This window comes from Terribacillus sp. JSM ZJ617 (assembly GCF_044383785.1).
In the GTDB taxonomy this organism is placed as follows: Bacteria; Bacillota; Bacilli; order Bacillales; family Amphibacillaceae; genus Terribacillus.
Window position 1 is genome coordinate 197883 of record NZ_JBISEQ010000003.1, and the last position, 24307, is coordinate 222189.

A 24307-nucleotide genomic window follows, 5' to 3' on the forward strand; every position below is an offset into this window, starting at 1 on the left:
CTTGCACGCAGGAATTATGATTTGTAAAAATTGTTAATTTGCCGGAACTTCGAGCTTTAGATAAGAATGAAGGAAGGATGCAATGCCATCCTCCATATTCGATCCTGTTGTATAGTTTGCGATTTCCTTCAATGGTCCGATTGCATTGCCCATTGCAACTCCTGCACCAGCATACTCAATCATTTCTAAATCATTGTCTTCGTCACCGAAGGCGATGATGTTTTTCTGCGGTATATCATAGTAATGGGAAATTTTCTGCAGTCCGACTGCTTTACTCAGACCTTTGCGAATGATTTCGATGATGTGGTATGGTGCACCCCATCGTCGATGCTCAATTACTTCAGCATGCTCTTTTTCGAGCGACTCCCGTATGGAAGCAACTTGGTTTTCGTGCGGATAAATGAGCAAGGAAGTTGGATCATCTTGCAATGCCTGCTTCAAGCTGCCGACTTTAATCGGATCATCTTCTTCCTCCAAGTGGAACAAATCCAGTAAGTATTGGTCGAAGCGATCGATATATACATCATCCATCACTTCTGCAATGATATTTTTCACATCAAGTTTATTGCATGTGTCCACGATTTTACGTGCAGTACGGACCGGCATAGGGGAGTGGACAGCGTCCCATTTTTTATCATCCGGATGATGGATGAGCGCTCCGTTGAAATTCACCATCGGGGTAGTGAGCCCGAGTTCACGATAATATGCCAAGGAAGCACGGTGCGGTCTTCCTGTTGCGATAACGACAACATGACCAGCATGTATTGCTGCCGCTATGGCTTGCTTGTTCTTTTCTGAGATGTGTTTGTCATCTGTTAAAAGTGTTCCATCTAAATCAAGTGCTATCAAATGTTTTTCCATTTATTATCACCTCTATATTGTACATTATAGTGTATCCTTCTCTTACGTATCTGTAAAGAAATCGTCAAGACGAAGGAGTTTCGATTTACAAAAGCTGCCTGGACATACTAAGATGAAGCAGTAGGTAATGGAAAACGTTGAAGAGGATGAAGTAAATGATCGTCATTAAAGAAGAAGTTTGGAACGAGGTGCCATTGCTTCGAATAGAGCAAGCAGGTGCTGAAGATCAAGAACTTCCTGTGTTTACATATTTCCATGGTTTCACTAGTGCCAGGGAACATAATCTTCCTATTGCGTACATGCTCGCTGAAAAAGGCTACCGTGTGCTTTTGCCGGATGCTCTTCACCATGGTATACGAGAAGACGGTGTTAGCAACAATAAACGCCAGATGGAATTTTTCGCAATCGTAAAGGAAAATTTATATGATTTACAGCAGATTCATCAGTATGCATCTGAAAAAAGCTTAATACAGAATAATCGCTTTGCAATTGGCGGTACAAGTATGGGTGGTATCACGGCTTGTGCTGCGCTGACACAATTTGAGTGGATCCAGGCTGGTATGGTAATGATGGGATCTCCAAAGATTGCAGCATTTGCCCGCGGTATGGTGGATGCGGTAAAGAAATCCGGTGTTGAAATGAATATACCGGAGGAAGAATTGGAGCAGTTGTTTACCTCTCTTGAGAGTATCGATCTATCCCTGCATCCGGAGGCAATTGGAGATCGGCCAATGTTCTTCTGGCATGGTGATCAAGATCCTGTTGTTCCGTATATACATTCCCGCAGTTTCTATGAGATGCTGGAATACGAAGCCGTAGATCAGGAGCAGTTCACGTATGTTACGGAAGCGGGATCCGGACACAAGGTTTCCAGAAAAGCGATGCTTGCTGGAACGGCATGGCTGGTGAAGGTACTGTAGCAGTTTATTTCTATTTTGACGAAAATATGTTTAAATAGATGCAGACAAACAGTTTCTTGAACTGGGATAAAGGAGGAGCAGGAATGGATCAAGCGTTGGAAGAGAATATGCTCGGTGCACTGGAAAACGTAATCGACCCTGAATTAGGAATTGATATCGTTAACCTTGGCCTAGTGTACGGAGTAGATATAGATGAAGATGGTACTGGTATTGTTACGATGACTTTGACTGCGATGGGCTGTCCGCTGGCTGGCCATATCGAACAAGATGTCAAACGGGTTCTTATGGATATTCCAGAAGTGAAGGAAACGAAAGTGAATATTGTATGGAGTCCGCCGTGGTCTAAAGACCGCATGTCCCGTTATGCGAAGATAGCGCTAGGGATTCCGGATTAATAAGTAGCCCTCTTGCCCTGCAAGAGGGCTTTTTTTTGCACACAGGACACTTTCCCGGCATAGGCTGAGGGTGTAAAGGGGGAAGGTTCATCGTGACGAATTCTTATGAACAATCACATCCACAGTCCCATCATATGATGGATATGTGTAAGCAGCATAAAAATCAATATGTTATTGTGCAGCTTATGGATGGCTATCAGATGGATGGCATCGTTTTGGATGTGGATGATGAGTATGTCCATCTCGCAATACCTGCAGATGAGCAGTATGATTATGTGGAAGAGGATGACGACGACGATTATCGCAATCCATTTGGATATCCGGGCTACGGATACGGGTACGGATATCCCGGCGGTCGTTTTCGCCGGCTGGTATTACCGCTTGTAGGATTGGCAGCACTCAGTCTTATTCCATGGTAAAAGAAAAAACCTTGCCAAGCGGCAAGGTTTTATTCGTGTTCTTCTCCTTTTGGAAGAACAGCAGATACAGTCCATACACCTAGACTGAAGATGATTGTCATGACGATAACTAGTGACATATCGTATGGATCACCTGACATGCTCGTCAGCACAAACGCTGCGACAGCACTTAGGACGAAAGCCCAAATAATTGTTGCGACAAACCGCATTAGTATCACCTCTATTATTCACACATATACTTCTATCATAGCAGGTTCCGGTCAAAAAGAAAATGATTCTTGTGCAAATCCTCACATGGATAGGAGAAGTGAAATTCATGCATTTCCTCGTTAGTCAGTGTTATTCCTGGGAAGGGTATCATTTAGTCCAGGCATTATTGGAAGATGGCCATGAAGTGTCAGGTCTGCATGGGCAATCCTTATCAGATAGAGAGACGCATTTAAGTATGTATATAGGGCGTCATGCTATGTTCCGCGAAGGAGTGCAGGACACAGAGTATAAAGCGCATGTCAGTTTCTTCGGCACGGCGGACAGAAGTGTTGAAAGCCAATACCATGTAGATATTAGTTATGCTGCAGACGATACTCCTGAACTAGAAAAACAAATTCTGTTACCAATCTTATACGGTGAATGGATGGCAAGAGATGAGGAAGCAGTTCAATGGCATGGCAAACGGATTTTGTTTGATGATGAAGATTTCCTTAGAAATGCACTGCCAATCAAATCTGTGATGCAAACGATTAGCAAGCTGTTATCAGGGGATGGAAGCACGAACAATTATCGTTTTTATACAAAAGAGGTATGTCCGGAGCAGGAAGATCGAGCAGCTATTGCTATCACACGTAATATAAAGGATGATTTATCTAGTTTACACAAACACTATGCACAATTCAGATTCTTTTATGAATAAGCCTGCTCCGTCCAGTCAATTCTTCATTTTTTCTTAATGAATTTTGTCGCGTGGTTTTTTAGGTGTTTTACATATGGAGAGAGCTGCTCATAAGTCTCCATGATTGTGCCTGCTGTCTCCATTAAATTGAATTCTTTTTTCGGTTCCTCTTTTTTTAATTCCTCTCGTTCCGGCTCTGGCTCTGAATTCCTTCTCTTTCCAAAAAGGAATTCATCCATACGTTCGTCTCTTCTCATCACCGCACCTCCATACGTTACAGTATGTTCGCAGACAACGTCTTGTCTATGTCTTTACCTAATTTATTGAAAGGGAAGATAGATTGTTTTTACTTAACAGCTTACAGAACACGAAAAATACGTTACAATATATCTCAGATTATGCACTTTATCATGGTCATTATTATAATTAGACCAGTCAGAACAGCTTCAGCATGATTCTTTGCTGAAGAAGGAGGAAACAACGTATGGAAAAGAAAAGAGTAGTTGTCACGGGACTAGGTGCGGTGACACCAGTTGGAAATGACGCCGCTACAACGTGGCAGAATCTCTTGGAAGGTAAATCGGGTGTGGATGTCTTAACCCGAGTAAATAAAGATGATTACCCTGCGAAGGTTGCAGCGGAAGTAAAAGATTTCAATCCTGAAGATTATATGGAAAAGAAAGATGCAAAACGCATGGATCTTTTCACACAATATGCTGTGGCAGCGAGTAAGATGGCTGTCGAAGATGCGAATCTTGAGATTACAGACGAAAATGCAAATCGCATAGGAGTATGGATCGGTTCTGGTATTGGCGGAATGGGAACATATGAAGAGCAGTTTGAGAAGCTAATGACTAAAGGGCCTCGTCGTGTTAGTCCATTTTTTGTACCAATGATGATTCCGGATATGGCTTCTGGCCAAGTATCCATCCAGCTTGGTGCAAAAGGAATCAACTCTTGCTCGGTTACAGCTTGTGCATCCGGAGCGAACTCGATTGGAGATGCTTTCAAGGTAATTGAACGTGGTGATGCAGATGCAATGATCACAGGCGGATCGGAAGCACCTTTAACAAAAATGGCTTTCGCTGGCTTTTCAGCTGCCAAAGCACTTTCCTTTAATGATGATCCGAAGACGGCTAGCCGTCCATTTGATGCAAACCGAGATGGTTTCGTAATGGGAGAAGGAGCGGGTATTTTAATCTTAGAATCACTTGATTCCGCTTTGGAACGTGGTGCAACGATTTATGCGGAAATCGTCGGCTACGGAGCATCTGGTGATGCCTATCATATCACTGCGCCAGCTCCAGAAGGTGAAGGTGCTGTACGTGCGATGCGTCAGGCAATGGAAGACGCTGGGTTGCAGGCAGATGATATCGACTATGTTAATGCACATGGGACAAGCACAGAGCTAAACGATAAATTTGAAACAGCCGCTTTAAAACAGCTTCTAGGAGATCATGCTTATCAGACAGCTATTTCTTCGACGAAATCAATGACAGGACATATGCTTGGTGCTGCTGGAGCAGTAGAAGCGATTATTTGTGTCAAAGCAATCCAAGACGGTATGATTCCACCAACAATCAATCAGATGGAGAAAGATCCGCTTTGTGATTTGGATTATGTACCAAACGTGAAACGTGAGAAGAAAGTTCGCGCCGCTTTGAGTAATTCCCTTGGTTTCGGCGGCCACAATGCTGCACTTGTATTCAAGCAATATCAGTGATTTAGAGAACCTCCTAATTCTTAGGGGGTTTTTTTATTTTTTCAATCATATAATACAAGAATAAATCTTTGCTGGTTGGTCATAATGTATCCTACTACAAGCCACACGGCACGCGCTCCCTACACCCAATGGTTTTAGCTGCATGCAAGCGCGTACCGGAGTCGGATTAGCAGAATCGAAAAGCAAAGTGAGGGTTATCTATGTTATTTATGCATGATATTTGGGTGAACTGGTTTGAAGGAGAAGAGAATGGCTATAATGTATGCTCCTTTCATGAATGGCGAAAGGAAGACGGCATCGAACTGCTCGATCAGGTACCGCTGCTCTACATAGAAGATGCGCTGTTCGCATACATCGAAAATGATTTGAGGGAGCTTCCAAAGCCAATGTTAGACATGATTCACCGGAAAGCGTTCCTTCGCAAGAATCAAGAGCGAATCGCCATCGACTATGCTTGCATTGTAACGAACGGAAAAGCAATCCTTGCAATCGATACGATGGGGTATATCACGCCTGTCAGAAAAAGCAGGCTAATTCCCCGGCAGGAGCGGCTAGTTTACCAGATGATTGAAGATGCTCATCCCGAAATCTTTAACTGGCAGGAAGAAGAGGAAAAGAAAGAGTACCACATCCTATCCCTGAAACCCGATTTAATGGTTGGACTCACAAGAAAAGAGAGACAGCTGAAGCAGCTTCTAATGATGACGATGGATCAGCTAGAGACGAGTGAGAATTTGGAACAGGTCAGATACTGGCTCACAGAATGGAAACCTGAGGAGTATCATATGAATCGTTCACTAGCATTTCAGGAAGCATGGCAGAAGCTATACGATGGAGTTTCCGTAGGATGGAGCAAGAAGCAAGAAGAGCTATGCGAAAAGATGGTAAAAGGCCAGCCTTTCTACGAAAAACTATGGGAGCTTGAACAAAATGATCAGGCAAAAACTTCATAAAAAATAACCGGCAGTTATCTGCCGGTTATTTTTTATTTTCCGCGACCTAATCCCATCGCTTTTTTTGCTTTGCGTAATGTTTTGTTTGCAACTGCTTGTGCGCGTTCTGCGCCCTTATCAAGCACTTCATCCAAGGCATCGCTTTCCATCCATTCGTAATAACGCTGCTGGATAGGAGATAGCATGTTAACGACTGCATCCGCAACCGCTTGTTTGAATTCACCATACCCGCTGTCTGCAAATTCCTGTTCGCTTTTCTCGATTGTCTTATTTGTCGCGACCGAATAAATTGTAAGCAAGTTGCTGACACCCGGTTTGTTTTCTTTATCATAGCGAACGATGCCCTCGGAATCGGTAACCGCACTCTTGATTTTCTTCTCAATTTGCTTCGGTTCATCCAGTATGAAAATAGAAGCTTTTAAATTCGCATCGGATTTACTCATCTTCTTCGTCGGTTCTTGCAGGGACATGATCCGTGCACCGACTTTCGTGATTTGGATATCCGGTACAGTAAAGATATTATTGAAACGGTTGTTGAAACGTTCTGCTACATTGCGAGTCAGCTCCAAATGCTGCTTCTGATCATCGCCGACGGGAACGATATCCGTATTGTATAGAAGAATATCGGCAGCCATAAGCGGTGGATACGTTAGTAAAGCAGCTGAAACACCATCCTTACCATCGGATTTATCTTTGTACTGTGTCATGCGTTCCAATTCACCAATATAGCTGATCGATTGGATCATCCATCCTAGCTGCGTATGCGCAGGTACTTCGGATTGAATGAAGAGAACGGATTTCTCTGGATCGATTCCAGCAGCTAAATAGAGTGCTGCAAGAGAACGGATCTGCTGCTTCAGCTTCAATCTGTCCTGCGGTACAGTAATCGCATGTTCATCAACAATACAGAAGTAGCATTGGTTCTCTTCCTGCAGAGCAGGAAATTGGCTAAGTGCGCCGATGTAGTTGCCCAGTGTCAAGCTGCCGCTTGGCTGGATACCTGAAAAAATTGTTTTCATCTTAAATCATCCTCCTAAAAAAAGACACAAAAAAATCCATTCGCTGCCTGCATTTGCTGCAGGGACGAATAGACCGCGGTGCCACCCTAATTATCCTTCTAAATGAAGGATCACTTGATGCAGTTAACGCCTGCTTAAACGGCGGGAGCAATCCCGCAGCTCCAAAAACCCAATTTCCGCTACCCATGGTGCTTGTTCCCACCAGCCACAAGCTCTCTTAAACCAGAGGAGTACCGTACTATATTTTCTTCGTCGCTTTTATAATCCTGTTAGTTATTCATTATATGCATCTTGCGACCGGTTTGCAAGCTGGTCTCTCAGATGAGGTAGTAGATCGCAAGGAAGATAAGCATCAGCCCAATTAAGACAGCAGCTTGAAGCTGCATATAGCTTAGGAAAGAACGATTTACCCATTCAGATGGCTCTCCATTCTCTTCTAAGTCGATCATACCTCTGCTCATATACTTACCAAATCTCCTAAAACTTCTTGTTATCCCATCCAGTACTCTTCCTTTTATGACGAACAACAGCAGTGCTACGATAAAATAGAAGAAAGCTACATAGAAGAGGGAGTTTATCAAAGAAAGAAGATTGTGCTGATCTGATAAGAAGAAAAGCAATCCTGTGATTGCTAAGTTAATTATTAATAGAATCAGATTTCTTTTACCAAACAATATACATTACCGCCTTCAAAAGATTATGAACAATTATAGCACAAGTATAAAAATGATAATGGAGAACATTTCTTCCTATTACGTATGATTGCTCATAGGGGTAATTATACTTGGATTTGTGTAAAAAGTATAAATTTAAGTGTGAAATCCGTAAAATAAACTAGTAAATAAGACCTATTTTTTGTTATGAAAATGCAATGTTTTCGCACTTTTGTAAAATTCGTTTAAAATTAGGGGTGCACAAATTGTGAGAAAACTTGTATAATTCTAATTGCGAACAAGTTGTTCGTAGAAAAGTGATAAAATTTAGAATTTTTGGGGAGGTCATGTTTTAACATGAGAAAGTCGAATTGGCTATTGCTTGCACTTGTTTTAGTACTTAGTTCATTCCTTGCTGCATGTTCCGGAGGCTCTGACAGCTCAGGCGGAAGCGGCGGCGGAGAAGGAAGCGGAGATAGCGCTTCAGGCTCTGCTAACGGCGATCAGGTATTCAACCTATTAATCGGAGATGAGATTCCATCTATGGATTCTTCACTTGCGGATGACCAATACGGTATCCAGTGGACTTCCGAAATTCAAGAAGGTCTATACCGTCTAGCAGAAGATGGTTCCCTAGCAGAAGGTATTGCTACTGGCGATCCAGAAGTCAGTGAAGATGGTCTTACTTGGACATTCACACTTCGTGAAGATGCTGAGTGGGAGAACGGTGACCCTGTCACAGCAAACGACTTCGTTTACGCTTGGCAACGAGCGATCAATCCTGATACAGGTTCTGAATACGGTCCATACATGATGGGCGGCGTTATCGAAAACGCTACTGCTGTCAATACTGGCGAAGCAGAACTTGATGAACTAGGTGTTAAAGCAGTTGACGACTATACATTGGAAGTGCAGCTTGAAAAGCCAGTTCCATACTTCGAGTCATTAACTACATTCCCTACATTCATGCCTTTGAATCAGAAATTTGTTGAAGAACAAGGCGATAGCTATGCACTTGAAGCAGAAAACCTGCTTTCCAACGGTCCTTTCAAAATGACTGAATGGAACCATGGAAGCACAATGAAATTCGAAAAGAACGACACTTACTGGGATGCTGAAAATGTTCAGTTAGAAGAAATTAATCTACAAGTAAGTAAAGATATCGCAACTGGTGTTAACCTTTATGACACAGGTGCAGTTGATCGTGCTCCATTAACTGCTGAATTCGTTGATCAGCGTATCAATGACCCTGATTACGTAGCAGTTCCTGATATGGCTTCTTGGTACTTGAAATTGAACCAAAATCGCACAGGCGAGGAAACTCCTCTTGCAAATGTAAACGCACGTAAAGCTGTTGCACAAGCGGTAGATAAAGATGGTCTTGTTAACGTAGTACTGAACAACGGTTCTACTGTATCTAATGGACTAATGCCTAAAGACTTTGTTAAAGGTCCAGACGGTGAAGACTTCCGCGATGCAAATGGTGATCTATTGACTTATGACGCAGAAGCTGCAAAAGAAGCATGGGCTACTGCAAAAGAAGAGCTTGGTCAGGATGAAATTACACTTGAAATCCTTACAGGCGATACAGATACTTCTACACAAATCGTAGATTACTTGAAAGAACAGTTGGAAACTAACTTGGAAGGTCTTACTGTTGACGTATTACAAGTACCATTCCAACAAAGACTTGATCTAGATACTGCTGGAGACTTTGACATTCAAATCTCTGGTTGGGGTCCGGATTACATCGATCCTTACACTTTCATGAACCTATTCATTACTGATGGGGAAAACAACCGTATGGCTTACTCTAGCGAGGAATATGATTCTCTAAATGAACAGGCTGCTACTGAAAACGCGACTAACCCAGAAGCGCGCTGGCAGAATTTCCTAGATGCTGAGAAAGTATTGCTTGAAGATGCTGCAATTGCACCATTGTATCAAGCAGGTAACTCATTCCTTGTAAGTCCGAAAATGAAAGGCGTATTCTCTAACCCAGCTGGTAACGACTTCGAATACAAGTGGGCATACGCGGATAACGCTGCTGCAGAAGAATAAGTTTAAAAATAAACTTATATGAAGTGAATCAGGAAAAAGAGAGTATAGCCCGCTATGGCATATACTCTCTTTTCCATTGGTGATTGTTATCAAATAATGGCGAATTTTGCGACAACTAATTTAGGAGGTGCGCTTGTGGCGCGTTTCATAGGGCAGCGGATCATCTATATGATCATCACGCTTTTTCTAATAGCTACTATTTCATTCGTGTTAATGAAGCTATTGCCAGGATCTCCATTGGCAAATGCAGATAAATTAACAGAAGCACAGCAAGAAGTAATCTTTGAAAAATACGGATTGAATGATCCGATACCAGTACAATATGTTAATTATCTTGGCGGTCTAGTCCAAGGTGACCTTGGTATCTCTTTCAAATATGATAATCGTCCAGTATCAGACATTCTTAGTGATCGAATTGGGCCGTCCGCTCAACTCGGTATCCAAGCATTGATTATCGGGACAGTTGCCGGTATACTGCTAGGTTTGATCTCGGCTATCTATCATAATGGTATAACGGATTATCTATCTACAATTGTTGCAGTTCTAGGTACTTCTATTCCTTCTTTCGTGTTTGCCGGACTGCTGCAGTTCTTTGTTGCAGTAAAATGGGGTATCCTTCCAGTAGCAACATGGAATGGCTTTGAATACTCGATATTGCCAACAATAGCCTTAGCTATTTTCCCAATGGCTACTTGTGCGAGATTCATGCGGACAGAGATGATTGAAGTTTTAAATGAAGATTACATTACTACAGCAAGAGCGAAAGGCTTAGCTGGTTCTGCTATCATCTTCAAGCACGGTATCCGAAATGCTTTGATTCCTTTGATTACAATTCTAGGACCACTGGCTGTAGGATTGCTTACAGGTACACTTGTTATTGAGCAAATCTTCTCAGTTCCTGGAATTGGCGAACAATTCGTAACATCAGTTACTTCGAATGATTTCCCTATCATTATGGGTACGACAATGTTCTTCGCAGTCGTGTTTATTGTAATGATATTGATCATCGATATCTTGTACGGATTGATCGACCCTAGAATTAGGCTTTCTGGAAAGGATTGAGATGATGGAAAATCGAAGAAAAGAACTGGATAAAAACCTTTTCCGTCCTGCCGACCGCACCGAAGAGCAAAGCGACGTTATAGCTCGTAAAAGTACTACACTTCTACAGGATGCAGTAAGAAGCCTGCGGAAAAATGTATTTTTCATGATTTCGCTGTTTCTATTGCTTGTTATCGTTTTGATGAGTATCTTCGCTCCGGTTGCCAGCGACTATACGTATAAAGAGCAGGATCTAAATCGTTCTTTGATGGGTCCGAGAATTCCTGTGCTGGAGGACATATCATTCCTAGGTTTAGATGGTATGCAAACAAAGACCTTTAATGGAAATAATGTTCAAGCTGCTGAAATGAAAGCGAATTTGCAGTTTGATAATCAAGAAGAATTTATTACATTTGAAACTGTCAGCGAGGGAGACGGTAGTCCAAACTCCGCTGAAGTAAAAGCTACTTATGATAAATATGCAGCTAAAGGTGTAAAAGATGAATACTTCTATTTCGGTACCGACCGTTTAGGCCGTGATGTATGGACACGAGTTTGGGATGGTACGCGAGTTTCCCTTCTAATTGCAGTAGCTGCAGCATTAATTGACTTGGTAATCGGTGTTGCTTACGGCGGTATCGCTGCTTATTATGGCGGCCGTGTTGATAACTATATGATGCGTTTCTTAGAAGTCATCATCGGTATACCGAATTTAGTAGTTGTAATCTTAATGATCCTGATTCTTGACCCGGGTATTTGGGCGATTATCATAGCACTTACGATAACGGGCTGGACAAGTATGGCCAGGATTGTGCGTGGTGAGGTGCTGAAACTTAAAGGGCATGAGTTTGTTCTCGCAGCCCGTACATTAGGCGCACCTAACCGAAAAATTATCGCAAGACACTTAGTTCCAAACGTTATGGGTCTGATTATTGTTAATACAATGTTCTCGATCCCATCAGCTATCTTCTTCGAAGCATTCTTAAGCTTCATTGGACTAGGTCTGCCTTCACCAGCAGCATCACTTGGTACATTAATCAATGATGGATTCAAAACATTATTGACTACACCATCGTTGCTTGTGTTCCCAGCAGTCTTAATTTCAGTCCTTATGATCGTGTTCAATATTCTTGGTGATGGACTACGTGACGCATTCGATCCTAAGATGAGGAAATAATTAAAGGAGGCGACTACCTTGAAAAAAGATAATATCCTTGAGGTGAATGACCTCAAAGTTTCATTTAAGACCCACAGTGGTGAAGTGCAAGCAGTAAGGGGCGTTTCCTTTGATTTGAAAAAAGGGGAGACACTTGCAATCGTTGGTGAGTCAGGTTCTGGTAAATCAGTAACGACAAAAGCATTAATGGGTTTGCTTCCGAAGCCGCATGGTTTTGTTAAAGATGGTTCTATCCTGTTCGATGATAAAGATATCACTAAACTGAAAGAAAAAAATATGCAAGCTATCCGTGGCAAGGAGATGGCAATGATCTTCCAGGATCCAATGACTTCTCTAAATCCGACGATGAAAGTCGGAACGCAGATTATGGAAGGTTTGCTAAAGCACCAGAATCTTGGCAAGGAAGAAGCAAAGAAGAAAGCGATTGAATTAATGAATTTGGTTCAAATCCCAAATCCAGAATCACGTATGAAACAATATCCCCATCAGTTTTCCGGTGGTATGCGTCAGCGTGTTGTGATCGCAATGGCACTTGCATGTAATCCTCGTATTTTAATTGCGGATGAACCTACAACTGCATTGGATGTAACTATTCAAGCTCAGATTCTAGAATTGATGAAAGACATTCAAAAGAAAGTAGATACATCTATCATCTTCATTACTCATGATCTTGGTGTTGTTGCCAACGTGGCAGACCGAGTAGCGGTAATGTATGCTGGGAAGATCGTTGAGATTGGAACAACTGATGAAGTGTTCTACAATCCGAAGCACCCGTACACATGGGGTCTGCTCGGTTCTATGCCGACACTTGAGAGTGACGAAGAGGAACTGTTTGCAATTCCTGGTACACCGCCTGATTTGATTGCACCTCCAAAAGGGGATGCCTTTGCAGCGCGTAATAAATTCGCCCTTGAAATCGACTTTGTTGAACAGCCGCCAATGTTCAAGGTCTCTGATACGCATTATGCAGCAACATGGCTATTGCATGAAAATGCACCGAAGGTCGAGCCGCCTGAGTCAGTTAAGAAGCGGATTGAGTCAATGGATCATTCTGAGGAGGCGACGCGATAATGAGTCAGGAAAAATTACTTGAGATCAAGAATCTGAAGCAGCATTTCAAACTTGGAAGAAATAACGTCGTCAAAGCAGTAGATGGATTGACGTTTGATATTTATAAAGGGGAGACATTCGGACTTGTAGGCGAGTCAGGCTGCGGTAAATCTACAACTGGCCGTTCTATCATCCGTCTATACAACTCCACAGATGGCGAAGTGCTTTTCAAAGGAGAAAACGTCCAAGGGAAGAAGAACAAATCTGAGTTGAAGAAGTTCAACCGTCAGATGCAGATGATTTTCCAGGATCCGTATTCTTCCTTGAACCCACGAATGACTGTTATGGATATCATTGCAGAAGGTATTGATATTCATGGCTTGGCGAAGAACTCCGAAGAAAGAAAAGCAAAAGTTTACGAATTGCTGGAAACAGTTGGTTTGAACAAAGAGCATGCCAACCGCTATCCACATGAATTCAGCGGTGGTCAGCGTCAGCGTCTTGGTATCGCCCGCGCCTTGGCAGTAGACCCAGAATTTATCATTGCTGATGAGCCGATTTCAGCGCTTGATGTATCAATTCAGGCACAGGTTGTCAACTTGATGAAGCAGCTTCAAAAGGAAAAAGGACTCACTTACCTGTTCATCGCCCATGACCTTTCCATGGTAAAATACATCAGTGATCGAATTGGTGTTATGTACTTCGGTAAACTAGTTGAGCTTGCAGATGCAGAGGAGCTTTATAAGAATCCAGTGCATCCGTATACACGCTCCCTTCTTTCCGCGATTCCGCTTCCGGATCCAATCTACGAGCGCAATCGTAAACGTATCGTATATGATCCAAGTCAGCATGATACGAGCGAAGAGCCTGAATTCCGTGAGATTAGTCCAAGACATTGGGTATTGTGCACTTCGAAGGAATTTGAGGAATACAAAAAAGAAAAACAGAACACTGTTACAAACTAATGTGCAAAACCGCAGCCATGAGCTGCGGTTTTTTTGTGTTATTTTAGGTTTGCTCCATGAAAAAATAGGTTAAGTAGGAAGAGGAGGTATAATCCGACATAAACTTGGTGATTTCGTCAAAGACTTGGGAAAACCGGTTTCATCTGCCAAATATCTCCCTTATAATGAAACTAACTACCAAATAGGAGATTGATAGAATGGGAAAATTCAAGAAGTCGATGATGAGTGCCGCACTTGCAGTTACAGCGTTAATGCCAACAGCTGCGTTTGCAGCTAATGAAGGGGAGCAATTGGAAGGAAAGCAGCTTACTGCCCGTTCCTCGACTGTCGAAACGTATGAAGTGCCGCAAGTAATGAAACGATTTACATATTCATCAGATTTATCCTTTGAGTATCCCGATGCTGTCAGAGGTATATATGTGACAGGACCTAGTGCAGGGGGAGCGAAATTCGACAGCTTGGTGAAGATGGTGGACGAAACAGATCTCAATGCAATGGTCATCGATATCAAGGACGATCATGGTAACATTACATACACGCCTGATAAAAAATCTCCATACTACGACATAGCACAAAACTACATAGACGACCCGCAAAAGATGCTGGAGGAATTAGAAAAGCATAAGATCTACCCGATTGCCCGAATCGTGGTGTTCAAAGATACGCTATTAGCCGAGAAGAAGCCAGAGCTTTCCTTCCGAAAGTCGGACGGCAGCGTATGGAAAAACGGACGAGGGGAAGCATTTGTCAGCCCATTCCAGCATGAAGTATGGGAATACAATGTCGAGCTGGCAAAAGAAGCAGCTATGATGGGCTTCCAGGAGATTCAGTTTGATTATGTCCGTTTCCCGGAAGGATTTGAAACAAAGGACGATGAACTGCAGTATGATCTGGGTGATTACACTGATGAAAAAACGGATAATGTACAGAAGCGTGTCAATGCCGTTACTGATTTTGTAGCATATGCAAAAGAGGAATTATCCAACTATGATGTGCAGACATCAGTTGATATATTCGGCTACGCTGCGACTTTGGATGAAGCACCAGGAATCGGTCAGAACTTCTCCAAAATATCGTCCAATGTCGATGTCATTTCGTCGATGATATATCCGAGCCACTGGACGTCTTATTTTGGATTGGATGTTCCGAATGACCATCCGTATGAATTAACGGCTGAATATGCCAAAGTAGAGAATGATGTATTAGGTAAGCTTGAGAATAAACCAGTATCAAGACCGTGGATTCAGGACTTTGAAGCGCCATGGGTATCTTCCAAACAATATGGCAAGCAAGAAGTAGAAGATCAAATCCGTGCGCTAAATGAGAATGGAATCGACGAATTTCTCATTTGGAATGCAGCAAATAACTATACAGAAGGTGTCGATTTCACACCATGATCCGGAACAGCCTCTCTTTTGGGAGGCTGTTTTGTTTATGGAGAGTGTTCGCGGGTATAACTATGTTATCATGTCGCTGAAGGAGCTGCCTTATGAATTGGTATGAGAAATTAAGCAAGTATTTTCCGATAGAAGAAATGAAATCGAAGGAGCATATGGAATTACTGTTGAAAGAGAAGGCTGATGTATATTTCAAGGATGAGAGCGAAGAGCATGTCCTGATGTATGCAGAATTCGACCATTTTCTATTTATCGATTATGTATATGTCGCTGCTAAAACACGCGGACAAGGCATCGGAGGCAAGCTTATTGATAAGCTGAAGAAACGCGCAAAGCCAATTCTGCTAGAAGTGGAACCGCTGCAGTATGAGGATTCTGATTCCCAAAAACGTCTTCGTTTCTACGAAAAACAAGGATTCCAGCACGCCAAGATGATTGGCTATAACCGCCGTTCCCTTGCCACAGCAGAGGAGAATCCGATGGAAATCCTGTACTGGGCGCCAAATGGGGAGACAGAGGAGGAGATATTCGCTGCAATGAGGGATATGTACGAACAGATTCATACTTACAAGGATAAACAGCTGTATGGAGAGTCCTATCAGGAATCTGATGAAGTGTTGACATTTTCTAAAGATACGGAGAAGGATAGTATTTTTGATACATTGAAAGAAAATCAAAAATAACTTATTAAAATGGGTTTTAAACCTTTTAGGCAGGGTAAATAGGAACCATAACACCGTTGCATACGTATATTTGTGTAAAAACTGTGGTATCTTTCAGGAAGTCTTTTAATAACTTGACCACTGTAGTATACTTGTACATAGAGAGATTAAATTAAAATTATTTTAAATAAAATCTTTCCATGGGCAAAGAAATAGAAACATATTCTGTATTGAGGAGTGAAGTTTAATGGTAACACTTTATACCTCACCAAGTTGTACATCTTGCCGCAAAGCTAAAGCTTGGTTAGAAGAGCACGATATTCCGTTCACAGAGAGGAACATCTTCTCCGAGACATTATCACTTGATGAAATCAAGGAAATCCTGCGTATGACAGAAGATGGTACAGATGAAATCATCTCTACACGCTCAAAGGTTTTCCAAAGCCTAAATATGAACTTAGATCAATTACCATTGAAGAAGTTATATAGCTTGATTCAAGAAAACCCAGGTCTATTGCGACGTCCGATCATCCTTGATGAGAAGCGTTTGCAGGTAGGCTACAATGAGGATGAAATTCGCCGCTTCTTGCCAAGAACTGTGCGTACATTCCAGTTGCGTGAAGCACAGCGTATGGTCAACTGACCTTATACAGACAAAGGACGTGGATCCATTGGGATCTGCGTCTTTTTTCTTTCCAGCTTCCCTTGGATGACAAATTATCTGAAATGCGCTACAATGGACAGAATCCTTCTAAGGGCATTCGCCTTTTTTCGGCAATCTTAAGCCTTTCTGTTTTCCTTACGGGAGGATTTATCATAAAATAGAAATACACACAGAAAAAGTTAGATTGAGGGTAAGGGAATACGGGAAGTGTAAAGGCAAGAGGGCGTTTTTCACCTGCCACTTTACTGGAGGGAGAGAAAACCATGGAAATAGAAAGAATAAATGAAAATACAATTAAATTTTTTATATCTTATATAGATATTGAAGATCGCGGCTTTGATAAAGAAGATATTTGGTATAACCGTGAACGAAGTGAGCAATTGTTCTGGCAGATGATGGATGAAGTCAATTATAAAGAGGACTTCAATGTCGAGGGGCCGCTATGGATTCAAGTGCAGGCCATGGATAAAGGATTGGAAATTGTCGTAACAAAGGCTCAGCTATCTAAAGATGGAGAAAGTTTAGAGCTGAACGTCGATGATAAAACAATTCAATCTTCTGTAGAGGAGAAAGTCGATTCTGTCCTCGAGGAAAAATTCGGCTCACATCAGCAAGATGGGGAAGAAGAGGATGAAGAGGAATTATCCTTCGTTATTCAATTCCGTGACTTTGAGGATGTGATTCAGCTTAGCCACTACTTTGAAGAGACGTATGGCATCGAAAACAGATTATTCCATTACAAAGACAGATATATGCTGTATGTAGAATTCGATGACACTATTCTTGGAGATGATGAGCAGGAAGATGTTCTAAGTCAGATCCTTGAATTCGGCTATGATTCCCAGACAACGATTTATCGATTGGAAGAATACGGCAAGGTGATATTCGCTGAAAACGCACTTACTAACGTGAAGCAATACTTCCCTCGTAAATAGACATTCATTACAGAATGTCTATTTTTTTGTGCTTAAATTTGCTTTTTTGGTCAGTTTTTCAGCGCTGGCAATTTCTTGATATATACTAAACTCAAGGAGGTGATAGATATGTTGCAGGCACAGTTAGAGGATGGCAGACTCATCCTGCTTGCTGCACATCAAAGAGAGCAAATCCATAATTTTAGAAAGCGGCGTTTTCTCTGTCCAGCCTGCAGAAAGTCAGTCATCATACGTGCTGGCAAGAAGGTTATTCCTCATTTCGCACATGAACAAATCCACGACTGCGAGCTGGACAGAACCGGGGAGAGTTTATACCATATGCGAGGTAAGCTGCAGCTGTTTTATTGGCTGAAAAAGCAAGGCTATGCTGTCAAATTGGAGGAATGCGTAAAAGAATCGGCTAGACGTCCAGACTTGCTGCTGCATGCCCCTAGTGGAAGAGAGATAGCTATTGAATATCAATGTGCATCCATATCGGATGAAGAGCTGCTGCGACGTAATGAAGCATATGAGCGAAATGGAATTATTCCCATATGGATTCTAGGAGGAAATCGTTTAAAACGTACATCTACTTATATGCTCGACCTGCCGAAACGAGAACAGCGCTTCCTAATGCAACACAAGCAGAGCATGCCTTTACAGCTATTATATTATTGTTCAAACACTGAGACTTTGTGTAACGTCCAGCATATTCTCCTTACAGGTAAAAAACAGACTATCGGTCAGTTCTTTTTCCGTCCACTCCAGAGATTACGTTTCCCCCAATTATTCCATACCCTCCCGAAAAAACTTCTAGAAATCAATCAGGCATGGCATAGTATCCAAGCAAGAGCGATAGCGAAACCGCTAACATTTGCTTCTGCTCCTATAAAGCGCTGGGTAACACGATTGTATGATAACGGATTGCTGCTACAAGATATTCCACTATATATTTTGCAGCCTGTTGAATCCCAGTATCAAATGTCTGTGCCACCATATATTTGGCAGACTGATTTGTGGCTTGAGCAATTGGATCACATACCTGTCATGGAAAGCGTATCTCTCAATCGGCTAGTGTATGTCTGCAGAAAATGGGAAGTCAATACAAATCCGTTTGCCATATCTTCCAATAAACATCCCGTGGAATCATACATGCAGCGTCTATGCCAGCACGGCTGGTTCGATCAAATTGATTCCGAGACCTTTGTAAAGAAAAAGGGATTATCTCTATTCTGAGGGATATTCTTCGCATGATTCTCATGCTTTTATATATAATATAAGAGAGAAAATGCTTATAGTTGAAGGATTTTCCCTAATAAAATTCGAAATAGTTATTGGAACAGAAAAGGTAAGCAGCATTGGAGGAGGATGTTCGTGTCAAAATCAGCTAAATCTTTACCAAAACGAAGCGAGGTACCAGTAGAAAACACTTGGAACCTAGAGAATATATTCGCAACAGATGACCTGTGGGAGGAAGAGCGCAAAGCATTGTCTGAGGATGGAGATAAGATTTCTGCATTCCAAGGCAAGCTTGAAGAATCCGCAGACACGCTGTATAAGATGTTCAAACTACAGGATGAATTATCTGAGCGTATCGGCAAGCTTTATACATACGCGCATATGCGTTATGACCAGGATACGACGAACGGGCATTATCAAGCACTGCAATCAAAAGCGGAGTTATTGATTACGCAGATCTCAAGTAAGATGAGCTATATTGTTCCAGAGTTACTTGCAATCGATGAGAGCCGCATCCAATCGTTCCTGAAAGAAAATGATGATCTTAAAGTGTACGAGCATACCTTGAACGAAATCAGCCGTCAGCGTGCGCATGTGCTGTCTGAGAAGGAAGAGACATTACTTGCTCAAGCTTCCGAAGTGACCGATAATGGCTCTGCTACCTTTGGTATGCTTAACAACGCAGATTTAACTTTCCCGAGCATCAAGAATGAAGAAGGGGAAGAAGTTGACGTTACGCATGGCCGTTATGTCACATTCCTTGAATCGAAGGATCAGCGTGTCCGCCGTGACGCATTCAAGTCCATGTATGATACATTCGGTCAATTCCGCAATACTTTTGCTTCAACACTTTCAGGTACAGTGAAGAAGAATAACTTCTACGCGAAAGTAAGGAATTATGAGTCAGCCCGTCAGTCTGCGCTGGATAATAATAAAATTCCTGAACAGGTTTATGATAACCTCGTAGAAGCTGTCAATGAGCGTCTGCCGTTGCTTCATCGTTATGTGGCACTCCGCAAGAAGGTGCTTGGTATTGATGACTTGCATATGTATGATCTTTACACACCGCTAGTGAAAGATGTCGACATGAAAGTGTCATATGACGAAGCGAAGGATTTCGTTCTTAAAGGACTGGAGCCATTAGGTGAAGAATATCAGTCTATCCTGAAGGAAGGCTTTGAGAACCGCTGGGTTGATGTGGAAGAGAACAAGGGGAAACGCAGTGGTGCGTACTCATCAGGAGCGTATGGAACAAACCCTTATATCCTGATGAACTGGCAGGATAACGTCAATAATCTGTTCACGTTGGCACATGAGTTCGGACATTCGGTGCATAGTTATTATACACGCAAAAATCAGCCATACAGATATGGTAACTATTCCATTTTTGTTGCCGAGGTTGCATCTACGTGTAATGAAGCTTTGCTGAATGAATATATGATCAATAACGTGGATGATGAGCAAGAGAAGCTGTATTTGCTGAATCACTTCCTTGAAGGATTCCGCGGCACTGTTTTCCGTCAGACGATGTTTGCTGAGTTTGAGCATATGATTCATAAGCATCAGCAGGACGGTGAAGTGCTTACAGCAGAGAATCTGACGTCCATGTATTATGATTTGAACAAGAAATACTTCGGCGAGGGTTTAACAATCGATGAAGAAATCGGTTTGGAATGGGCACGAATTCCTCATTTCTACTACAATTACTATGTATATCAATATGCTACAGGCTACGCAGCTGCTACTGCACTATCTGCTAAGATCCTTGAAGAAGGACAGCCTGCTGTTGATAAATATGTAGGATTCCTCAAGGCTGGAAGCAGCGACTATCCAATTGAAGTACTGAAGTCCGCTGGAGTAGATATGACGAATAAACAGACTATCCTGTCTGCACTCGATGTATTCGAGGAGAAACTGGACGAAATGGAAAAACTATTGCAGAAATAAAAAGAAAACCGGCGCTAACGCGTCGGTTTTTTCATGCCTTTGAATGTTCTTTTTCTGGTAAAGAAAAAGCATGCGGCTAGTAATGATAAAAATAGCAAAGGCAATGTAATCGCCAAGGAAACGAAATGAAGCATACCGAGAATGTTGAAACATAAAGCCAAAATAACCAAGGCGATCAACAGGATACCGATTCCTTTCATCATGCCACCTCCGACTATCATCACTTTATGCAGGTATGGAAAAGACTAGACTAAGAGAGCTTGTGACTTTTTTGTGAAATTGTGCACATAACAGTTGCCATCTAATATTACATTATGGTACATTATATTTGTGAGAAACATCACAAACAAGTCCCCTTTGTTTGGATTATTGTTCTCCCATCCCCTCAGTAGAAGTTATACATGCAAAAAGGTCTGCCGAAAGGCAGGCCTTTTTGTTATGTTTTCCACTTTTTTAAGAACTGGTGAACGGAACGGCTGAAGCTGTCCAAATCCTCAAAATGGATGCTATGACCGCATTTATCAAACTGTTCGGCTTCAACTTCCGGCCGCAGCTGCTTCATCTCTTCCCATACTTCTTCCGACAAGATAGGGGAGTGGGCACCGCGCATAAGCAATGTTGGACATGTAACTTTTTGATAGGTATCCGTATAATCACCATTCAGATTATCCTGCGATGCTTTAATACCTTTTGAATCGAAGCATAACCTCCAGCCGTCTTTTGCCTCATACGCACTCTCTGCGTAATATAGGAAGTGGTTTTCATTCTGTACTTGTTCGATACTGTGAGACAGAGCAGCAAGCGTATCTGCAGGCTGCTGGAACTTTAAGGCATATGTTAGTTCACCAGAAACCTTATGCCCCATATCCTCTATAATCAGTCCAGTTATACGGTCTGGATACTTGGCTGCAAATTGATAAGCAGTCACACCGGATAAAGAATGACCGAGCAAGACGATATATTTCGTTTCGCCAATCTCTTCAAGTAAAGCCTCCAAATCCTGAAGGTAAGAGTCTCGGTCATACCCGGTCAGTTCCGCTGAATGACCGCTCCTGCCATGTCCCCTCAGATCAGGGGCGATAATTCGCCAACCTTTTGTTCTTTCCATAAATGGTTTGTAAAGAGTCGCTCGTGCAAATAAGCCATGCATGAGTACAAGTACATAATCTGACTCTACACCGTTGTCCAAATACGCTAGCTGCAAGCCATTTGAATTGAAAAAATGCTGTTCCATATGTTTAGACCTCCTCTGTACATTTTCTTCGATTCCCGATTCCAGACAATGAAAAACAGCCGCACATAAGTGCGGCTGTCTGGTATAAGTGCAGCAAAAAGTTATTCAGCTTTCGAAGTAATATTATATTTCCAGAAAGTATCGTGTTTGATCGGAATGCGTTCTACCATCTGTTTCAATTGTAGCTTTTTCATTTCCTTTTCTGTCTGCGCATTCGTCCAATCATAAATCAATGAGATTTCCCTGCTTCCAACGAATTTATAGCTGGAAAGAAACTCTTCAACGGGCGGTTTTGCCGCTGGCTGTGGATCTCTTTGCAGCATCTGGTGCAGGACATTGACATAGACATCGTAGCTATATAAACCGGAAATTTTAATACCAGAGTCTTCTTCGGATTCATTAAAGAAGACAATGGAAGGTGACTCGTCAATTTCCAGTTCCTTCGAAAGCTTCACATCGCATTGAAATGCTTTTTTAGCTGAAGCAGAATACATATCGTCATGAAACTCTTCCAGATCGAGTTTAGCAATTTTAGCACATTCAATCAGAATTTCATCTGCGGTAATATCCTGTTTGTTTAAAAACAGTGCCTCCTGAATAGTACGGAGGAAGCGGGTACCAGCCTTTCTTCCTTGCAATTCCGCTGCTTTTATCGCAAGCGAGGTGCGCCATGGGAAGGAAACGGCATTGCTCAACAAGATATTATCCGGCTGTAGAACCGTTTTCGGGTAACTGCACTCGCTTCGATCACGAACGAGTGGCTGATAATCTCCTGTCAGTATAGGGCGTAAAGTGAAATATTGACCATATTCCATTGTAAGTTTCTTGAGAAAAGGCTCGAGTGACCAGCAATCCTCGCAAAGCGGATCGATAAAAACGTAAATCTCCACGGGCTTCTTCGAGGAAGGAAACAACCCGCAAAATCCGCCACAGTCATCCTCAGGCCTTTGCTGTATTGAATTAGAAGATTCCCAGCTCATATCGATTCTCCTTTCTCTTTGTCTGGTGTATTCATCATATGATGTGCGGTTAACGCAAGTCGTTCATATATTATGCTTTTATAAGGTTCCTCTATGTCAGTTTCCGTTAGGGCAGCTGCCATGCAGGAAAGCCATGCATCCTTGCGCGTTGGTGTAATTTCGAAAGGGAGGTGCCGGTATCTTAGCTTCGGGTGACCGTGCTCTTCTGTATAGAGTGGCGGACCGCCGAAGAATTGAGTCAGGAACTGCTGTTGTTTGCGGCGGGTCTCCGTCAAATCTTCCGGAAAAATCGGCTTTAAATCTGGATGCTCTGCCACGCGTCGGTAGAAAACATCTACCAGCTGCTCTAATATGGCTTGTCCGCCAATTCCATCGTACAATGTTTCAGCTTGATTCATTGTTTCTTCCTTTCTTATGCAAAGAGCAATCAACATAACATCTGCCCCGAGTAGGGGTTGACTGTAAATTTATTTTATCAGCCACCTACTAAGTTGGGCAACTTATCTGTTTCAGAGGCTGTCATAGAAACGCTGAATTTTGTTCGGAGTCTTTCGTTTCGCTATGCCGTTTTCCGTAAGAATGGTGTTGAAAACATGCTCTCCATGTGCATAGCTCTGGGCTTCAAGTTCCAATTCATAATCAGTTACATCACTGTATTTACTTCTATCGAGAACGATGATTGTATCATTATATGACTGTTCCCGGCGGACAGTTTCCAATGATCCTCCATAAATCAATTCAGCGGTTGAAATACCTAATTCCTGCAGTTGCTTACTGATTTCAGGACCAAGCGTAATATAACCTTGCAACCAGGAATTTGCTTCTTGCTCTGTTAAAAAGTCATGCGTTTCCAGGAGCCCTTCACCTTGCGGCTGTTTTAGCGTGGATTGATATTTTCCGTTCTTTTCTCTGATTCGCAGTGCAGCACCATGCTGTTTCAGCTGAAAATCTTTTGTTTCGAAATAGTGGTTAACCTGCTGTATTTCAGGCACGTTTTTCATATTAAACACTTCATATAATTTATTAAATTCCGCTTCTGTAAGCAGATTCTTAAATTCGATTTCAATCTCTTGCGGCATGCTTATACCCCCTGTGCTTCTATCTGTTGTATTCCATTGTTATGCCAAGCTGCTTTTATGATACA

The 24307-nt window shown here is 42.2% G+C and carries 27 protein-coding genes and 1 other annotated feature; of the genes, 17 read left to right on the plus strand and 10 right to left on the minus strand.

What is annotated here, in order from left to right; translation table 11 throughout:
• Nucleotides 1-33: 33 nt before the first annotated feature.
• A complete protein-coding gene (locus ACH6C1_RS12470; protein WP_095271325.1) occupies nucleotides 34-861 on the minus strand; it encodes a Cof-type HAD-IIB family hydrolase in 828 nt (275 codons plus the stop codon).
• Between the two features lie 155 nt (nucleotides 862-1016).
• Between ACH6C1_RS12470 and ACH6C1_RS12475 the strand changes: the two genes are divergently transcribed.
• The 3 genes from ACH6C1_RS12475 (at nucleotide 1017) to ACH6C1_RS12485 (ending at nucleotide 2595) form a co-directional block, all read left to right on the plus strand.
• On the plus strand, nucleotides 1017-1781 hold the full coding sequence (locus ACH6C1_RS12475; protein WP_374077506.1) for a prolyl oligopeptidase family serine peptidase: 765 nt from the start codon (nucleotides 1017-1019) through the stop codon (nucleotides 1779-1781).
• Nucleotides 1782-1864: 83 nt separating this feature from the next.
• Nucleotides 1865-2176 carry a metal-sulfur cluster assembly factor gene (locus ACH6C1_RS12480; protein WP_038559343.1) on the plus strand — a complete coding sequence of 104 codons (312 nt, stop codon included), beginning with the start codon at nucleotides 1865-1867 and terminating at the stop codon, nucleotides 2174-2176.
• A 92-nt stretch (nucleotides 2177-2268) separates the two neighbouring features.
• Nucleotides 2269-2595 carry a hypothetical protein gene (locus tag ACH6C1_RS12485; protein WP_374077508.1) on the plus strand — a complete coding sequence of 109 codons (327 nt, stop codon included), beginning with the start codon at nucleotides 2269-2271 and terminating at the stop codon, nucleotides 2593-2595.
• Between the two features lie 29 nt (nucleotides 2596-2624).
• Here ACH6C1_RS12485 and ACH6C1_RS12490 read toward each other — a convergent pair whose 3' ends face one another.
• Complete coding sequence (locus ACH6C1_RS12490; RefSeq protein ID WP_095219481.1) at nucleotides 2625-2804, minus strand: DUF2929 family protein; 180 nt, start codon at nucleotides 2802-2804, stop codon at nucleotides 2625-2627.
• 107 nt (nucleotides 2805-2911) lie between these two features.
• Between ACH6C1_RS12490 and ACH6C1_RS12495 the strand changes: the two genes are divergently transcribed.
• Nucleotides 2912-3505: a hypothetical protein gene (locus ACH6C1_RS12495; protein WP_374077511.1), complete on the plus strand. Its 594-nt coding sequence runs from the start codon at nucleotides 2912-2914 to the stop codon at nucleotides 3503-3505.
• Between the two features lie 23 nt (nucleotides 3506-3528).
• Here ACH6C1_RS12495 and ACH6C1_RS12500 read toward each other — a convergent pair whose 3' ends face one another.
• Nucleotides 3529-3741: a hypothetical protein gene (locus tag ACH6C1_RS12500; protein ID WP_095219479.1), complete on the minus strand. Its 213-nt coding sequence runs from the start codon at nucleotides 3739-3741 to the stop codon at nucleotides 3529-3531.
• Between the two features lie 227 nt (nucleotides 3742-3968).
• Here ACH6C1_RS12500 and fabF point away from each other — a divergent pair, with 227 nt between their 5' ends.
• On the plus strand, nucleotides 3969-5207 hold the full coding sequence (gene fabF / locus ACH6C1_RS12505) for a beta-ketoacyl-ACP synthase II (RefSeq protein ID WP_095219478.1): 1239 nt from the start codon (nucleotides 3969-3971) through the stop codon (nucleotides 5205-5207).
• A gap of 200 nt (nucleotides 5208-5407) precedes the next feature.
• Nucleotides 5408-6160 (plus strand): YjbA family protein, encoded by a 753-nt coding sequence (locus ACH6C1_RS12510; RefSeq protein WP_095219477.1) that lies wholly within the window; start codon nucleotides 5408-5410, stop codon nucleotides 6158-6160.
• Between the two features lie 32 nt (nucleotides 6161-6192).
• On the opposite strand, the gene trpS is transcribed toward ACH6C1_RS12510, so the two are convergent.
• Complete coding sequence (gene trpS / locus ACH6C1_RS12515) at nucleotides 6193-7179, minus strand: tryptophan--tRNA ligase (RefSeq protein ID WP_095219476.1); 987 nt, start codon at nucleotides 7177-7179, stop codon at nucleotides 6193-6195.
• Between the two features lie 57 nt (nucleotides 7180-7236).
• Nucleotides 7237-7441: a binding site (T-box leader), on the minus strand.
• 55 nt (nucleotides 7442-7496) lie between these two features.
• Nucleotides 7497-7853 (minus strand): DUF3899 domain-containing protein, encoded by a 357-nt coding sequence (locus ACH6C1_RS12520; RefSeq protein ID WP_175074350.1) that lies wholly within the window; start codon nucleotides 7851-7853, stop codon nucleotides 7497-7499.
• A gap of 336 nt (nucleotides 7854-8189) precedes the next feature.
• On the opposite strand from ACH6C1_RS12520, the gene ACH6C1_RS12525 reads away from it, so the two are divergent.
• The 11 genes from ACH6C1_RS12525 to pepF all read left to right on the plus strand — a co-directional run bounded on the left by ACH6C1_RS12525 (nucleotide 8190) and on the right by pepF (nucleotide 20949).
• Nucleotides 8190-9893: a peptide ABC transporter substrate-binding protein gene (locus ACH6C1_RS12525; protein ID WP_374077514.1), complete on the plus strand. Its 1704-nt coding sequence runs from the start codon at nucleotides 8190-8192 to the stop codon at nucleotides 9891-9893.
• A 135-nt stretch (nucleotides 9894-10028) separates the two neighbouring features.
• A complete protein-coding gene (gene opp3b / locus ACH6C1_RS12530; RefSeq protein WP_374077516.1) occupies nucleotides 10029-10955 on the plus strand; it encodes an oligopeptide ABC transporter permease in 927 nt (308 codons plus the stop codon).
• A gap of 4 nt (nucleotides 10956-10959) precedes the next feature.
• The gene (opp3C, locus tag ACH6C1_RS12535; RefSeq protein WP_374077808.1) at nucleotides 10960-12111 is read left to right on the plus strand and encodes an oligopeptide ABC transporter permease; all 1152 of its coding nucleotides are present in this window, start codon (nucleotides 10960-10962) and stop codon (nucleotides 12109-12111) included.
• 18 nt (nucleotides 12112-12129) lie between these two features.
• Complete coding sequence (locus ACH6C1_RS12540) at nucleotides 12130-13182, plus strand: ABC transporter ATP-binding protein (protein ID WP_374077518.1); 1053 nt, start codon at nucleotides 12130-12132, stop codon at nucleotides 13180-13182.
• Nucleotides 13182-14126 (plus strand): ABC transporter ATP-binding protein, encoded by a 945-nt coding sequence (locus ACH6C1_RS12545; RefSeq protein ID WP_374077520.1) that lies wholly within the window; start codon nucleotides 13182-13184, stop codon nucleotides 14124-14126. The genes ACH6C1_RS12540 and ACH6C1_RS12545 overlap by 1 nt, the downstream gene beginning before the upstream one ends.
• 197 nt (nucleotides 14127-14323) lie before the next feature.
• A complete protein-coding gene (locus ACH6C1_RS12550; protein ID WP_374077522.1) occupies nucleotides 14324-15523 on the plus strand; it encodes a putative glycoside hydrolase in 1200 nt (399 codons plus the stop codon).
• 92 nt (nucleotides 15524-15615) lie between these two features.
• Nucleotides 15616-16206 carry a GNAT family N-acetyltransferase gene (locus ACH6C1_RS12555; protein ID WP_095219468.1) on the plus strand — a complete coding sequence of 197 codons (591 nt, stop codon included), beginning with the start codon at nucleotides 15616-15618 and terminating at the stop codon, nucleotides 16204-16206.
• Between the two features lie 226 nt (nucleotides 16207-16432).
• Entirely contained in the window at nucleotides 16433-16828 is a 396-nt protein-coding gene (gene spxA, locus ACH6C1_RS12560) for a transcriptional regulator SpxA (RefSeq protein ID WP_038559379.1), read from the plus strand.
• A gap of 284 nt (nucleotides 16829-17112) precedes the next feature.
• Nucleotides 17113-17784, plus strand: a complete 672-nt coding sequence (mecA, locus tag ACH6C1_RS12565; protein WP_095219467.1) for an adaptor protein MecA — start codon at nucleotides 17113-17115, stop codon at nucleotides 17782-17784.
• Between the two features lie 108 nt (nucleotides 17785-17892).
• Nucleotides 17893-18999 carry a competence protein CoiA gene (locus tag ACH6C1_RS12570; RefSeq protein WP_374077525.1) on the plus strand — a complete coding sequence of 369 codons (1107 nt, stop codon included), beginning with the start codon at nucleotides 17893-17895 and terminating at the stop codon, nucleotides 18997-18999.
• A gap of 132 nt (nucleotides 19000-19131) precedes the next feature.
• Nucleotides 19132-20949, plus strand: coding sequence for an oligoendopeptidase F (pepF, locus tag ACH6C1_RS12575; protein WP_095219465.1), 1818 nt, complete (start codon nucleotides 19132-19134; stop codon nucleotides 20947-20949).
• Nucleotides 20950-20963: 14 nt separating this feature from the next.
• Here the strand turns inward: pepF and ACH6C1_RS12580 are convergent, their stop codons facing one another.
• From ACH6C1_RS12580 to ACH6C1_RS12600, 5 genes are all read right to left on the minus strand, one after another.
• The gene (locus ACH6C1_RS12580) at nucleotides 20964-21152 is read right to left on the minus strand and encodes a hypothetical protein (RefSeq protein WP_374077527.1); all 189 of its coding nucleotides are present in this window, start codon (nucleotides 21150-21152) and stop codon (nucleotides 20964-20966) included.
• Between the two features lie 233 nt (nucleotides 21153-21385).
• Nucleotides 21386-22183, minus strand: a complete 798-nt coding sequence (locus tag ACH6C1_RS12585) for an alpha/beta fold hydrolase (protein WP_374077529.1) — start codon at nucleotides 22181-22183, stop codon at nucleotides 21386-21388.
• A gap of 101 nt (nucleotides 22184-22284) precedes the next feature.
• Nucleotides 22285-23163 carry a ClpXP adapter SpxH family protein gene (locus ACH6C1_RS12590; RefSeq protein ID WP_095219462.1) on the minus strand — a complete coding sequence of 293 codons (879 nt, stop codon included), beginning with the start codon at nucleotides 23161-23163 and terminating at the stop codon, nucleotides 22285-22287.
• Complete coding sequence (locus tag ACH6C1_RS12595) at nucleotides 23160-23561, minus strand: globin domain-containing protein (protein ID WP_095219461.1); 402 nt, start codon at nucleotides 23559-23561, stop codon at nucleotides 23160-23162. Before ACH6C1_RS12595 ends, ACH6C1_RS12590 begins: the two co-directional genes overlap by 4 nt.
• Nucleotides 23562-23672: 111 nt before the next feature.
• Nucleotides 23673-24242: a CYTH domain-containing protein gene (locus ACH6C1_RS12600; RefSeq protein ID WP_095219460.1), complete on the minus strand. Its 570-nt coding sequence runs from the start codon at nucleotides 24240-24242 to the stop codon at nucleotides 23673-23675.
• Between the last annotated feature and the right edge of the window lie 65 nt (nucleotides 24243-24307).

What these genes read in the sequence shown, in the direction of transcription:
- ACH6C1_RS12470 (WP_095271325.1), bottom strand. Translation starts at nt 861, where the DNA reads ATGGAAAAACATTTGATAGCACTTGATTTAGATGGAACACTTTTAACA.
- ACH6C1_RS12495 (WP_374077511.1), top strand. Translation starts at nt 2,912, where the DNA reads ATGCATTTCCTCGTTAGTCAGTGTTATTCCTGGGAAGGGTATCATTTA.
- ACH6C1_RS12475 (WP_374077506.1), top strand. Translation starts at nt 1,017, where the DNA reads ATGATCGTCATTAAAGAAGAAGTTTGGAACGAGGTGCCATTGCTTCGA.
- ACH6C1_RS12600 (WP_095219460.1), bottom strand. Translation starts at nt 24,242, where the DNA reads ATGCCGCAAGAGATTGAAATCGAATTTAAGAATCTGCTTACAGAAGCG.
- ACH6C1_RS12490 (WP_095219481.1), bottom strand. Translation starts at nt 2,804, where the DNA reads ATGCGGTTTGTCGCAACAATTATTTGGGCTTTCGTCCTAAGTGCTGTC.
- ACH6C1_RS12510 (WP_095219477.1), top strand. Translation starts at nt 5,408, where the DNA reads ATGTTATTTATGCATGATATTTGGGTGAACTGGTTTGAAGGAGAAGAG.
- ACH6C1_RS12595 (WP_095219461.1), bottom strand. Translation starts at nt 23,561, where the DNA reads ATGAATCAAGCTGAAACATTGTACGATGGAATTGGCGGACAAGCCATA.
- trpS (WP_095219476.1), bottom strand. Translation starts at nt 7,179, where the DNA reads ATGAAAACAATTTTTTCAGGTATCCAGCCAAGCGGCAGCTTGACACTG.
- fabF (WP_095219478.1), top strand. Translation starts at nt 3,969, where the DNA reads ATGGAAAAGAAAAGAGTAGTTGTCACGGGACTAGGTGCGGTGACACCA.
- ACH6C1_RS12585 (WP_374077529.1), bottom strand. Translation starts at nt 22,183, where the DNA reads ATGGAACAGCATTTTTTCAATTCAAATGGCTTGCAGCTAGCGTATTTG.
- ACH6C1_RS12555 (WP_095219468.1), top strand. Translation starts at nt 15,616, where the DNA reads ATGAATTGGTATGAGAAATTAAGCAAGTATTTTCCGATAGAAGAAATG.
- spxA (WP_038559379.1), top strand. Translation starts at nt 16,433, where the DNA reads ATGGTAACACTTTATACCTCACCAAGTTGTACATCTTGCCGCAAAGCT.
- ACH6C1_RS12525 (WP_374077514.1), top strand. Translation starts at nt 8,190, where the DNA reads ATGAGAAAGTCGAATTGGCTATTGCTTGCACTTGTTTTAGTACTTAGT.
- ACH6C1_RS12590 (WP_095219462.1), bottom strand. Translation starts at nt 23,163, where the DNA reads ATGAGCTGGGAATCTTCTAATTCAATACAGCAAAGGCCTGAGGATGAC.
- opp3C (WP_374077808.1), top strand. Translation starts at nt 10,960, where the DNA reads ATGGAAAATCGAAGAAAAGAACTGGATAAAAACCTTTTCCGTCCTGCC.
- mecA (WP_095219467.1), top strand. Translation starts at nt 17,113, where the DNA reads ATGGAAATAGAAAGAATAAATGAAAATACAATTAAATTTTTTATATCT.
- ACH6C1_RS12570 (WP_374077525.1), top strand. Translation starts at nt 17,893, where the DNA reads ATGTTGCAGGCACAGTTAGAGGATGGCAGACTCATCCTGCTTGCTGCA.
- ACH6C1_RS12580 (WP_374077527.1), bottom strand. Translation starts at nt 21,152, where the DNA reads ATGATGAAAGGAATCGGTATCCTGTTGATCGCCTTGGTTATTTTGGCT.
- ACH6C1_RS12480 (WP_038559343.1), top strand. Translation starts at nt 1,865, where the DNA reads ATGGATCAAGCGTTGGAAGAGAATATGCTCGGTGCACTGGAAAACGTA.
- pepF (WP_095219465.1), top strand. Translation starts at nt 19,132, where the DNA reads ATGTTCGTGTCAAAATCAGCTAAATCTTTACCAAAACGAAGCGAGGTA.
- ACH6C1_RS12500 (WP_095219479.1), bottom strand. Translation starts at nt 3,741, where the DNA reads ATGAGAAGAGACGAACGTATGGATGAATTCCTTTTTGGAAAGAGAAGG.
- ACH6C1_RS12545 (WP_374077520.1), top strand. Translation starts at nt 13,182, where the DNA reads ATGAGTCAGGAAAAATTACTTGAGATCAAGAATCTGAAGCAGCATTTC.
- ACH6C1_RS12550 (WP_374077522.1), top strand. Translation starts at nt 14,324, where the DNA reads ATGGGAAAATTCAAGAAGTCGATGATGAGTGCCGCACTTGCAGTTACA.